The sequence below is a fragment of the Streptomyces sp. NPDC040610 genome, from assembly GCF_055594065.1.
This window is the reverse complement of record NZ_JBVIXA010000002.1, coordinates 671,106-685,170: the sequence shown is the minus strand read 5'-3', so window position 1 is coordinate 685,170 and position 14,065 is coordinate 671,106. Positions and strand designations below refer to the sequence as shown.

At 75.0% G+C, this 14,065-nt stretch carries 1 protein-coding gene (running past one end of the window); it reads left to right on the top strand.

Annotated elements, in window-relative coordinates; genetic code table 11:
* Positions 1 to 86 precede the first annotated feature (86 nt).
* Positions 87 to 14,065 carry the 5' portion of an SDR family NAD(P)-dependent oxidoreductase gene (locus tag ACZ6AA_RS09435; protein WP_471457178.1) on the top strand. Its footprint extends 298 nt past the window's final position, so 13,979 of the gene's 14,277 nt are visible here — the first part of the coding sequence; the start codon lies at positions 87 to 89; its stop codon lies beyond the right edge, outside the window.

The window sequence follows — 14,065 nt, the reverse complement described above, 5'->3', positions numbered from 1 at the left end:
TGGCTGGTTCCCGTACTAAGATCCACGCGAAAAGCGACCTGCATCGGTTCCTGCGCGACACCCTGGCCGGCGTCCTTGGAACCGACGTGGCTCCGAGCCGTGACGACGCGTCCCTCGTCGAGCTGGGTCTCGATTCGTTCAGCTGCGCCCAGTGGCTGCACCAGGTCAACCGAACCCTCGGGCTTTCCCTCACGGTGGCCCAGGTCTGCGGTCACCCCACGTTCCGTTCGTTGTCCGCCCTGTTCGAGGGCGCCATGGGAGAACAGATGAGTGCCACACCCTCTGGGTCCTCGGCCGCCCGCGACGCGTCGGCGCCGGGGCACCCGGACATCGCCGCGTACCTCCGCGAGAGCCTCGCGGCGGAGCTGGAGCTGGTGGCGGCGGACATCGACGACGACGCGCCGTTCGTGGAGCTCGGCCTCGACTCGATCACCGGGGTCACCTGGACCCGGAAGCTGAACACGCACTTCCAGCTGTCGCTGTCCGCCACCCAGGTCTACAGCCATCCCACGGTCGACGAACTCGCGGGGCGTCTCGCGGAGCTGCTGGGCGGGACGGCACCGGCGGCGGCCGTGGCGGAGCCTGCCGCCGGGACCGTGCCCGAGCCCACCGCCGAGGCGCACCCCGCGCCGGAGCCCGCCCCCGGAGCGGAGGACGCCCTCGCCGCCTGGCTGCGCGCCGGCCTCGCCAAGGAGCTGGAGCTCGACGCGTCCGAACTCGACGACGACGCCCCGTTCGTGGAGCTCGGCCTCGACTCGATCTCCGGCGTCACCTGGACCCGCAATCTGAACACCCGACTGGGGCTCTCGCTGTCCGCGACGACGGTGTACGGCCACCCGACGATCAGCGACCTGGCGCGGTACCTGGCGGCGGAGCACGGCACGGTGGCCCCGGACACGGGGACCGCACCGCAGCCCGTGCCCGCCGCCGAGGCGGAGCCGGAGCCCCGGCCCACCGTCGCGGCCGAGCCCGCCGCCGAGCCCGAGCCCGAGCCCGCCGCCGAGGAGACCCCACAGCCCACCCCGCCCGGCACCCCCGCCCGCACGCCCGGCCTCGTCGACATCGCCGTCATCGGCATGTCCGGCGCGTTCCCCAAGGCCCCGAACCTGGACGCGTTCTGGCGGAACATCCTGGACGGCCGGGACTGCGTGTCCGAGGTGCCGCCCTCCCGCTGGCCCGTGCGGACGTACTACGACGAGCGGCCCGGCGTACCCGGAAAGTCCACCAGCAAGTGGATGGGCGTCCTGGAGGACGCCGACCGCTTCGACCCGCTGTTCTTCTCCATCTCGCCCGGCGAGGCCGAGCACATGGACCCGCAGCAGCGCGTCCTGCTGCAGGAGAGCTGGCGGTGCGTCGAGGAGGCCGGGTACGACCCCGACGACCTCTCCGGCACGCGGTGCGGCGTCTTCATCGGCTGCTCCGTGAACGGGTACGGCGGCACGGTCGGCGCGACCGGGCTGAGCGCGCACCAGAACCTCGGCACCAGCAGCGCCATCCTCGCCAGCCGCATCTCCTACACCCTGAACCTCAAGGGTCCCTGCCTCTCCATCGACACCTCCTGCTCGTCGTCCCTCGTCGCCCTCGCGCAGGCCTGCGACAGCCTCTGCCTCGGCGACAGCGACACCGCGCTCGCGGGCGGCGTCTGGGTCATCCCCGGACCCGGCGTCCACGTGGCGATGAGTCAGCTGGGAGCCCTGTCGCCGGACGGGCGCTGCTACGCCTTCGACGAGCGTGCCAACGGATTCGTACCGGCCGAAGGCGTCGGCGTCCTGCTCCTGAAGCGGCTCGCCGACGCCCGGGCGGACGGAGACCGCGTCCACGCCGTCATCAAGGGCTGGGGCGTGAACCAGGACGGGAAGTCCAACGGCATCACCGCGCCCAGCGCCGAGGCGCAGGCTCGGCTGCAGAAGCACGTGTACGACAAGTTCGGCATCGACCCCGGTGACATCGAGCTGGTCGAGGCGCACGGCACCGGCACGGCCCTCGGCGACCCCGTCGAGATCGACGGCCTCGTCGACAGCTTCACCGCGCGCACCGACCGACGCGGCCACTGCGCCATCGGCTCGGTGAAGAGCAACATCGGCCACAGCGCGTGCGCCGCCGGAGCGGCCGGTGCCCTGAAGGCCGTCCTGGCCCTGGAGCACGGGACACTGCCGCCGACCGCGCAGTACGAACGCCTCAACCAGCACATCGACCTGGACGGCACGCCCTTCTACGTCAACACCCGGGCGCGCGACTGGCGCGGTGGCGACCGGCCGCGCCTGGCCGCCGTCAGCTCCTTCGGGTACAGCGGCACGAACGCCCACATCGTGCTGGGCCAGGCCCCCGCGTCGACCGCCGACACGGGGGAGCGCGACGGCACCCGGCTCGTCGTGCTGTCCGCCCGCACCGCCGGTCAGCTCCGGGACCGGGCGGAGCAGCTCGCCGCGCACCTCGAAGCGCACCCCGACCTCGGCCTGCGCGACGTCAGCCACACCCTCGGCCGGGGCCGCAAGCACTTCCGGCACCGCCTCGCGCTCGTCGCGGACAGCACCGCCGAGACCGCGCGACGGCTGCGCACCTGGCTGGAGACCGGCAGCGCGCCGGACGCGTACGCGGGCGACCGCAAGCCCGAACGCCCGGCACGGCAGGACACGCGGACGGGCCACGAGGTGACCGACGCGGCGCGGCTGCGGGCCCTCGCCGAGGGGTACGCCCAGGGCGCGGCCGTCGCGTTCGCGCAGCTCTACGCCCCCGACCGGCGACCGGCCCGCGTCACTCTGCCGACGTACCCGTTCGCGAGGGACTCCTACTGGCTTATGAGTGACGGACCGTCACATGCCACTGTCGCGCGGCCTGTTGAGAAGTCTGACGGACCCGTCTCCGACCCCGGCGCGGTGCTGTCCCTGGAGCCGTGCTGGACGCCCCTGACGACGCCCGCCGAGCCCGCCGCCGAGCCCGCCGACCGGGTCGTGTGGCTGGTCGGCGGCGGAGCGGACGCCGGGGCCGGGGACGCGCTGCGCGCCCGGCTGCCCCGCACCACGGCGGTGCGGACGTTCGACGTCGACGCGATGGGCCCGCTGGACGCCGCGTACACGCGCCTGACGCAGGACGTGCTGGGGGAGCTGCGCACCCGCATCGCCGGTGGCGGGAGGCCGGGCGGGAGCCTCGTCCAGATCGTGGTCCTGGCGCACGCCGCACCGGCCGCCCAGGTCCTCACCGGGGTGTCCGGACTGCTGCGCACGGCGACCCTGGAGCACCCGTGGCTGCGTACCCAACTCCTTGAGCACCACGACCCGTTCGACGCCGCCGACGCCCGGTCCGCCGCCGCGCTCACCGACGCCGTCGAGGCGGGCGCCCGTACCCCCGCCGAGCACCACATCCGGCAGCAAGGCGGACAGCGGTACGCCAGGCGGCTCACCGAGACGGCGGCGCACCCGGCGCCCGGGGCCACTGCCGCGCCGTGGCGCGACGGCGGCGTGTACCTGATCACGGGCGGCAGCGGCGGGCTCGGCCCGCTCGTCGCCGGGGAGCTGTGCCGCACCCTGCGCACCGGCACCGTCGTCCTCGTCGGCCGCTCCGCCGCCGACACGGCACGGCAGCGCGTGGCAGCCCTCGCGGCCCCGGGCGTCACCGTCGAGTACCGGCAGACGGACGTCACCGACCGCCGGGCCGTGGACGCGCTCGTCCAGGACGTCGTCTCCCGGCACGGCGCGCTGCGCGGCGTCGTGCACTGCGCCGGAGTCCTCCACGACGGCTACCTCGCCACCAAGACGGACGCGGACCTGCGCGCCGTCCTCGCCCCCAAGGCCACCGGCCTGGTGAACCTCGACGAGGCCACCGCCCACCAGCCGCTGGACCACCTGATCGTCTTCTCCTCCACGGCCGCCGCCCTCGGCAGCCCGGGACAGGGCGACTACGCCGCCGCCAACGCGTTCCTCGACGCCTACGTCGACCACCGCGCCGACCTGGCCGCGCGCGGCCTGCGCTCCGGCCGCGCCCTGTCGATCGGCTGGCCGCTGTGGGCCGACGGCGGCATGCGCGTCGACGAGGCGGCCCTTGCCGGGCTGCGCCGGATCGGCGTCACGCCGCTGGCCACCGAGGACGGCCTGCGCGCCCTGTCCGCCGCGGTCGCGGGCGGGCGGAGCCACACGCTCCTGCTCTGCGGCGACCCGGCGCTGCTGCGCACGCGGCTGTCCGCGCGGCTCACCACGGACCCGCGGGCGCTCCCGCCGGTGCGGCGGACACCCGTCGACGCTCCGGTCGGCGAGCCCCACCCGGCCGACGCGGGCCACACCCGGCGCACCTGGGAACACGCCCTGGTCGCCGCCGTGTCGGACCAGCTGAAGGTTCCGGCCGAAGAGATCGACGGGGACGGGGAGTTCGGGGACTACGGCTTCGACTCGATCAGCCTGACCGAGCTGGCGCGGCACCTGAACGACACCCATGGTCTGCACCTCGCGCCCACCGTGTTCTTCGAGCACACCACCGTCTCCGGGCTCGCCGCCCACATAGCCGAGCAGGCCCCGGCGCCTGCCGCGCCCGCCCCTGTCGCCGCCCCGGCTTCCGCATCCCCGGTGGCCGCCGTCGCCGATCCGGACCGGCTCGACGCGATCCGGCACGCGGTCGTCGCCACCGTGTCCGAGCAGTTGAAGGTTCCGGCCGAAGAGATCGACGGGGACGGGGAGTTCGGGGAGTACGGCTTCGACTCGATCAGCCTCACCGGGCTCGCCGAGCGCCTCGGCGACCGGTTCGGGGTGCGCCTGGCGCCGACCGTGTTCTTCGAGCACCGGACCGTGGACAGCGTGGTGGCGCACCTGGCGGAGACGGCCGTACCGGAGCTGTCGGCCCCTGCGTCCCGCATTGTCCCCACCGCCGAAGTCCCTTCCGAGGAGCCCGGCCCCCTCAGCACCCCCGACTCCACCGGCACCCCCGACTCCACCAGCACCCCCGACTCCACCGGCACCCCCGACTCCACCAGCACCTCCGGCACCGAACCCATCGCAGTCATCGGCATGAGCGGCAGCTTCCCGCAGGCCCCCGACCTGTCCGCCTTCTGGGACAACCTGTACGAGGGCAGGGACTGCATCACGGAGATACCCGAGGACCGCTGGGACTGGCGTGCCCTGGCGGCGGACGCGAGCGGGTCGCGCGGCAGGAAGCCGGTGCGGTGGGGCGGGTTCCTCGACGGCGTCGACCGCTTCGACCCGCTGTTCTTCGGCATCTCGCCCCGCGAGGCGCGCACCATGGACCCGCAGCAGCGCCTGCTGCTCACCCACGCCTGGCAGACACTGGAGGACGCCGGGTACGCGCCGTCGGGCCTCGCCGGGAGCGACACCGCCGTCCTGATCGGCACCGCGCCCAGCGGCTACGGCACCCTCGTCCAGCGGGAGCCGGAGGGCGAGGACGGATACGCGGCGACCGGCGTCTCCGGCTCCGTCGGACCCAACCGCGTCAGCTACCTGCTCGACCTGCACGGCCCCAGCGAGCCCATAGAGACGGCCTGTTCGAGCTCGCTTGTCGCCCTGCACCGGGGCGTCGAGCTGCTGCGCTCCGGCCGCAGCTCCCTCGCGCTCGTCGGCGGCGTCAACACGATCGTGAGCCCCGACCTGCACATCGGCTACAGCCGCGCGGGCATGCTGTGCGAGGACGGCCGCTGCAAGACGTTCTCCGCACGTGCCGACGGCTACGTACGCGGTGAGGGCGTCGGCGTCCTCCTCCTCAAGCCGCTGCGCGCGGCCCGCCGCGACGGCGACCGCGTCCTCGGCGTCATCCGCGGCACCGCCGTCAACCACGGCGGCCGCGCCCACTCGCTCACCGCGCCCAACCCGCGCGCCCAGGCGGACCTCCTCAAGGACGCCTACCGCGACGCGGGCGTCGACCCGCGCACCGTCACCTACGTGGAGGCGCACGGCACCGGCACCGAACTCGGCGACCCCGTCGAACTCAACGGCCTGAAGAGCGCGTTCGGCGAGCTGTACGCCGAGACCGCGGGGACGCCGGACCGCCTCGACACCCCGGCCCGCTGCGGCCTCGGCTCGGTCAAGAGCAACATCGGGCACCTCGAACTCGCCGCGGGCGTCGCCGGAGTCATCAAGGTGCTGCTCCAGATGCGGCACGCCACCCTGGTCGAGAGCCTGCACTGCGCCGACCTCAACCCCTATCTGGACTTCGCGGACAGCCCCTTCGAGGTCGTCCGCGAGCGCCGCCCGTGGCAGCGTCCGCGCGACGCCGCGGGCCGGGAGATCCCGCGCCGGGCGGGCGTCAGCTCCTTCGGATTCGGCGGCGTGAACGCGCACGTCGTCATCGAGGAGTACGCCGACGACTCCACCGACACGGACACCGGCACGTACGAGCGGCACGACGAGCACGAGGAGCACACGGCCATGGGGTCGCACGCCGACGCGCACACGGGCACGCGGCGCGGGACGGCCCAGGCGCCCGCACCGGTCCCGGCGCTGATCACGCTGTCCGCGCGTACCAGCGCACAACTCCTCGCGCGGGCGAGCGAGTTGCGCGACCACCTGCAGGCCGGGCGCGTCGGCCCGCAGCGCCTCGCCGACCTCGCGTTCACGCTCCAGGTGGGCCGCGACGCCATGGAGGAGCGCATCGCGACCCGGGCCGACTCGCTCGCCGAACTGGAGCGCGTCCTTGAGTCGTTCGTGGCGGACCCGGACGCCCACGAGGGCTGGCACCGGGGGACCGTGTCCCGCCGTTCCACGGCCGCCGCCGCGCCGGACGCCGGGCGGCTCGCCGAGTCCGGGCGCGGTCTTGCCGCCGGGGCGTACGACCAGGTGCTCGCCGACTGGGTCGCGGGCCACCCCGTCGACTGGCGGGCGCTGTACGCGGCGGGCCCCCGGCCCGCGCGGATCGCCCTGCCGACGTACCCGTTCGCCGACGAGAGCTACTGGGCCGGACGCGACACCACCCCCAAGACGGCCGCCACGCCTGCGCCGCCCGTGCCCGAGCCGTCCGCGCCGCACCCGATGCTGCACCACGCCGCACCCGAGGTCGCGGGCGACGGCGGGCCGACGGCGTACCGCACCGTCTTCGACGGCCGCGAACCCTTCCTGAACGACCATCAGGTACGCGGCCACCGCGTCCTGCCGGGCGCCGCGCACCTCGAAATGGCGCGTGCCGCCGTCGCCCGCACCGCCGGGGCGGACAGCCGGGTCCGGCTCGGCGACGTGGTGTGGCTGCGGCCCGCCACCTGCGCCGCCGAGCGCCTGGAGACGCGGCTCGACCTGAAGCCGACGGCCACGCCGGACACGTACGCGTACACGCTGCACACCGTCGGACCCGACGGTGAACCGCTGCTGTCCAGTCAGGGCCGCGCGAGCGTGGCCGAGGCACCCGCCGAGCGCCCCGCGCTCCCGCTGGCGGACCTGCGGGCCGCCTGCGCCACGGCCGGCTTCGGCGCCGCCGAGATCTACGACCTGTACGACCGCGTGGGCATGGAGTACGGCCCGGCGCAGCGCTCTCTCGCGACGCTGAGCGTCGGCACCGACACCGCCGGACGCCCCCAGGCGCTGGCCGAACTGCGCCTGCCCGAGGCGGCGGAGGAGATCGGCGTCTACGGCCTGCACCCGAGCATCCTCGACGGCGCCCTGCAGGCGACCATCGGGCTCGGCCTCGGCGCACGCTCCGGCCCCGGCGAGCCGCCCGCCCGGCCCGCGCTGCCCTTCGCCCTGCAGGAGCTGGACGTCCTGGCCGCCACCCCGGCGACCGCGTACGCCTGGATCCGCTACCAGGACGGCAGCCGTCCCGGCGACACCTCCGCCAAGCTCGACGTGACCCTCCTCGACGAGGGGGGACGGGTGTGCGCGGAGCTGACCGGCCTGCTCGCCCGGGTGCTGCCCGCCGAGCCCACCGACGAGGCGCCCCTCGCCGAGCGCGCCCTGCCCTACCTTCGCGGCCAGCTCGCCGCCGCGCTCGAAGTCGCCCCCGAACGCCTCGACGCGGACACGCCGTTGGAGTTCTACGGCATGGACTCCATGATGGCGATGGAGCTCACCCGGCACCTGGAGGACACCTTCGGCGCCCTGTCGAAGACGCTGTTCTTCGAGGTCCGTACGGTCCGGGCGCTGAGCGAGCACTTCGCGGTCGAGTACCCCGAGCGGCTGCGGGCCGCGCTCGGCGCCCAGGCCGGGGACACCGGTGCGGGTGATCGCGCGCAGGCCGCTCCGGCGCGGTCGGACGCCAACAGCACGGTCGGCTCCGCATCCGTCTCCGCTCCCTCCGTCCCCTCCGCCGCACCCCGCACCGACGACATCGCGATCGTCGGCGTCAGCGGGCGCTACCCGCAGGCGGCGAACCTGGACGAGTTCTGGGACAACCTGCGCTCCGGCCGGGACTGCGTCACCGAGGTCCCTGCGGACCGCTGGGACCCCCGTGACCACGAGGGCACCTCGCGGTGGGGCGGGTTCCTCGACGGCGTCGACCGCTTCGACCCGCTGTTCTTCCGGGTGTCGCCGCGCGAGGCGGAGTTCCTCGACCCGCAGGAGCGGCTGTTCCTGGAGTGCGTCCACCACACCCTGGAGGACGCCGGGTACACCGGCGAGTCCCTGGCCCGGCAGTCCGCCGAGCCCGGCGCCACCGGGGGCCTGGTCGGCACGGGCAAGGTCGGCGTGTTCGTCGGCGTGATGTACGAGGAGTACCAGCTGCACGGTGCCCAGGCGCAGGCGCGGGGCCACCGCGTCGCGCTGTCGGGCAGCCCGTCGTCCATCGCCAACCGGGTCTCGTACTTCTACGACTTCCACGGCCCGAGCATGGCCGTGGACACGATGTGCTCGTCCTCGCTCACGGCGATCCATCTGGCCTGCGAGGCCATCAGGAGCGGCCAATGCGAGGCGGCGGTCGCGGGCGGCGTCAACGTGAGCGTCCACCCGAACAAGTACGTGATGCTGAGCCAGGGCAACTTCACGTCCAGCGACGGCCGTTGCCGCAGCTTCGGCGCGGGCGGCGACGGCTACGTGCCCGGTGAGGGCGTGGGCGCGGTCCTGCTCAAGCCGCTTGAGCGGGCCCTGGCCGACGGAGACCGGATCCACGCGGTCGTCAAGGGCACCGCGCTCAACCACGGCGGCAGGACCCACGGCTTCTCCGTGCCGAACCCGGCCGCCCAGGGCGACGTCATCGCCCGCGCCCTCGGCCGCGCCGGAGTCGCGCCGCACGAGGTGAGCTACCTGGAGGCGCACGGCACCGGCACTTCGCTGGGCGACCCCATCGAACTGGCCGGTCTGGTCAAGGCGTTCGGCCGCACGGCCGGTGCGCACGGGACGCCCGCGGCGACCTGCGCCATCGGCTCCGTGAAGTCCAACATCGGCCACTGCGAGAGCGCCGCGGGGATCGCCGGAGTCACCAAGGTGCTCCTCCAGATGCGCCACGGCGAGCTGGTGCCCAGCCTGCACGCGGAGGAGATCAACCCGAACCTGGACTTCGACGGGACGCCCTTCACCGTGCAGCGGAGCGTGCAGCCGTGGCACGGGCAGCGCGTCGCGGGCGTCTCCAGCTTCGGCGCGGGCGGCGCCAACGCCCATGTGGTCCTGGCCGCGTACCCGTCGCAGGACGAGGCCGCCTCCGCCCCTCGGCCGCGTACCGTCACCGTGCCCCTGTCGGCCGCGACCGAGCCCCAACTGGTCGAGGTCGTAAGGCGGTTGCGCTCCCGTGCGGACGAGCTGGCCGACGGTGATCTCGCTTCCCTCGCCTGGACGCTGCAGACCGGGCGGGTCGCGCTGGAGGAGCGGCTGGCGTTCACCGCAGACTCCCTGGCGTCGCTGCGTCGCACCCTCGACGCGTTCCTGGCCGACCCCGGCGCGCCCGGTGACTGGGTGCGCGGTCGCGTCCAGCAGGACCACGGCCCCGCCCGGGCCACGGGCGCGGGCGCACTCCTCGCGCCCGAGGAGTGCGCGGGCCGGTGGGTCCGGGGCGAGGCCGTGGACTGGGAGGGGCTGTACGCGGTGGACGGCGGGGCCCGTCCGCGGCGGCTGAGTCTGCCCGGTTACCCCTTCGCGCGAGAGCGGCACTGGCTCGACCTGGAGACGGGCGGCGGGGCCGTCCCGACCGCCGCGCCTCGTGCCTCCGCCGCGCCCGTCGGTTCCGCCGATCCGGTCGCGCGGCCCTTCGAGTCCGAGCACGTGCTCCTGACGTATCCCGTGTGGGAGCACGAGGAGATACCCGGCACGGGACAGCGCACGGAACAGGCCGCCGACGCGGCGCCCGTGCCGGTGGCGGAGCGCCACGTCGTCGTCGTGGGCCGCCTCGCACGGGACGAGGAGTCCGAGCTGACGGCGGCCCTGACGGCCGCGCTGCCGGGTGCGGTGCACCTGGAAGCCGTGCGGGTGGCGGACGACGCCCCCTTGGCCGAGGCGTACGCGGCGGCGGCGCGGGCCGTGTTCGCACGGGCGCGCGCCCTGCTGGGCGGTGGGGTGCGCGGCGGTGCGCTGCTCCAGGTCGTGCTCGTCGGCGACGACAGCGACGACAGCGGCGACAGCGGCGACGGCAACGGGGACGGCGGCCGGGAACCGGCGGGCCGGACCGTGTTCGGCGGCCTGAGCGGGCTGCTGAAGACCGTGTCCCTGGAGAACCCGAAGCTGCGTACCCAACTCGTCGACTGCCTCGACGGCGCGGCACCGGCCGTCGTCGCCGGGCGACTGCGCGCGGAGACGGCCCCCGAGACCGCCCCCGAGGTGCGGTACCGCGCGGGCCGCCGCCAGGTCGGGCGGCTGACGGAACTCGCCGCGCGGCCCGCGGAGCCCACCGCGCCGTGGCGCGCGCGAGGCGTCTACCTGATCACGGGCGGCACCGGAGCCCTCGGCCTGCACACGGCCGGGGACATCGCCGCGGCCACCCCGGGCGCCACCGTCGTCCTCACCGGACGCTCGGCGCTCAGCGACGCACAGCGGCGAGCCGTCGAGGACCTGCGGGCCGCCGGACTGACCGTGGACCACCAGCGCACGGACGTCACCGACCGCGCGGCCGTCGAGCGGCTCGTCGCGCACATCACCCGCACCCACGGGCCGTTGACCGGCGTCGTGCACGCCGCGGGCGCGGTGCGCGACAACTTCGCCGTGAACAAGACGCCGGAGGAGTTCGACGGCGTCCTGGCGCCCAAGGTCGCGGGCCTCGTGCACCTGGACGAGGCGACCCGGGACCAGCCCCTCGAACTGTTCCTCTGCTACTCGTCGATGACCGGCGCCCTCGGCAACGCGGGCCAGGCCGACTACGCGGCGGGCAACGCCTTCATGGACGCCTACGCCACCCACCGGGGCCGACTCGCGACCGCCGGGCTCCGGCACGGCCTCACCCTCTCCCTGAACTGGCCCCTGTGGGCCGACGGCGGGATGAGCGTGGACGCCGCCACCGAGGAACGGCTGCGGCGCATGGACCTCACCCCCCTCGACACCGAGAGCGGGCTGCGGGCCCTGCGCACCGGCGTCGCGGCCCGGCGCACCGGCCTGGACGACGCCCGGCTGCTCGTCGTCGCCGGACGGCGCGAGGCGCTGCTGCCGCGGCTGACCGTGCGCCCCGGCGGGACACCGGAGGACCCGCACCGCTCGGCTCCGCGGGCCGAGACCCCGGCCTCGGGTGCGGAGCCCCCAGCTCCGGCCGAGCCCCGCACGAGCGCGGCCGGGGAGGACCGCGCCCTGCTCGACCGCACCCGGCGCCACCTGCGCCGACACCTGGCCGCCGCCCTCAAGCTCGGCCAGGACCGGCTCGACGCCGAAGTGCCCCTGGAGCGCTACGGCATGGACTCCGTCCTGGCGATGAACCTGATCGCGCAGCTGGAGACGGACTTCGGCACGCTGCCCAAGACGCTGTTCTTCGAGGTCCAGACGGTCAGCGAGCTGGCCGATTACTTCGTCGCCCAGCACGAGGAGGCGCTGCGCGCGCTGCTCGGCGTGCCGGTGGCCGTCCCGGTGCCCGAGCCCGTCCCCGTGCCCGAGCGGGCTCCCCGGACGGCGCCCGCGTCGGCGTCGCGGCGGACCCCTGAGCCGGAGCCGACGTCCGCTCCCGCCCCGGCCCCCCGCCCCACCCCGCCCACGCGGAACCCCCGCGACGAAGGCATCGCGATCATCGGCCTCGCCGGGCGCTACCCCGGCGCCGCCGACCCCGACGCCCTGTGGAGCCTGCTGCGCACCGGCGCCGACTGCGTCACCGAGGTCCCCGCCGACCGCTGGGACCACGACGCGCTGTTCGACCCGGACCGGGACGCGCCCGGCAAGAGCTACGGCAAGTGGGGCGGATTCCTCGACGGCGTCGAGCAGTTCGACCCGCTGCACTTCGGCATCTCGCCGCGCGAGGCCGAGACCATGGACCCGCAGCAGCGGCTGTTCCTGGAGACGGTGTGGCAGCTCCTGGAGGGGAGCGGCGTCACCCAGGAGGCCATCGAGCACGGCTACGGGCGCCGGGTCGGCGTGTACGTCGGCGCGATGTACCAGATGTACCGGGCCGACCCCGCCGACGTGGTGCGCTCCGCCCTGACCTCGGCGGCCTCGTACAACCTGATCGCCAACCGCGTCTCGCACTTCTTCGGACTCGAAGGACCGAGCCTTGCCGTGGACGGCATGTGCGCGTCGTCGGCCGCCGCGATCCATCTGGCCTGCGCCGATCTGCTCAGCGGCGACAGCGAGCTGGCGATCGCCGGAGGCGTGAACCTGACGGTCCACCCCGACAAGTACCGGGCGCTGTCCCGCGCGGGCCTCCTCGGCAGCGGCCCCGGCAGCCGCAGCTTCCGGGACGGCGACGGCTATCTGCCCGCCGAGGCGGTGGGCGCCGTCCTGCTCAAGCCGCTGGCCGCCGCCCGCCGCGACGGCGACACCGTGCACGCGGTCATCAAGGGCAGCGCCTCGCTGCACGGCGGCCGCGCGGGCCAGTTCATGGCGCCGAGCCGCAGGACGCAGGTCAATGTGGCCCGCAGGGCCCTGGAGAAGGCGGGCTGCGACCCCGCGTCGATCGGCTACGTGGAGGCCGCGGCCAACGGGTCCGCGCTCGGCGACGCCGTCGAGGCGGGCGCCCTGCGCGAGGTGTTCGGCGACGTCACCGAGCCCGTCGCGCTCGGCTCGGTGAAGTCCAACCTGGGCCACCCCGAGGCCGCGTCCGGCATCGCCCAGCTCACCAAGGTCGTGCTGCAGCTGCGCCATCGGGAACTCGCACCGCGGACGGCGGTCGGTGCCCCCAACCCCGAACTCCGCCTGGACGAGGGGCCCTTGCGGCTGTGCGAGACCCTGACGCCGTGGGAGCCGCGCGACGGCGGGCCCCGGCGCGCGCTGCTCAACTCCGTCGGCGCGGGCGGCAGCCACGTCAGCCTCGTCGTGGAGGAGGCGCCGGACGACGAGGCCTCCGAGGCCCCGCGCCCCGCAACCGACGAGCCGCACCTGATCGTGCTCTCCGCCGGTGACACCGACCGGCTGCGCACCGCGGCCCGGCTGCTGCACGACTTCGTCGAGCGGGCCGACGGGGAAGGCGACGGAGCCGCGCTCGCGGACATCGCCCACACCCTGCAGGTGGGCCGGGAAGCCCTGCCCGCGCGCCTCGCGTTCGTCACGGACTCCCGCGCCGGGCTGCTCCGCGCGCTCGCGGAGTTCCTGGCCGGAAACCCGCCGTACGCCCAGCTGTACGTGGGCGACGCCGACGCCGGGGCGGGCACGCTCGGCGACCTGCTCGCAGGCGGCCACGGCGAGGCCTTCGTGCGCGCGCTCCTCGCCGACGGCGAACTCGACCGCCTCGCCGAGCTGTGGGTGCGCGGCGGCCGGATCCCGTGGCGCGACCTGCACGCGGGGCGGCCGCGCCGACTGGTGCCGCTGCCCACGACCGCGTTCCGGCGCAAGCGGTACTGGGTCGGCCACACGGGCACGCTCACGGCGCCCGCACCCGACACGGCCGCACGGGCCGAGGCCGAGGCGCGTCCCGAGGCCGGGAGCGACGTGCGCCCCGAGGCCGACGGCGCCGACATCCTGCGCTACCTCGCGGACTACTTCTCCACGGCCCTCGGCCTCGACCCGGGCGAACTCCCGCTGGACAAGGACCTGCACAGCGTCGGCGCCGACTCCATCCTGTGGGTCCGCCTCCAGCGCGCGGTCGACGCCGA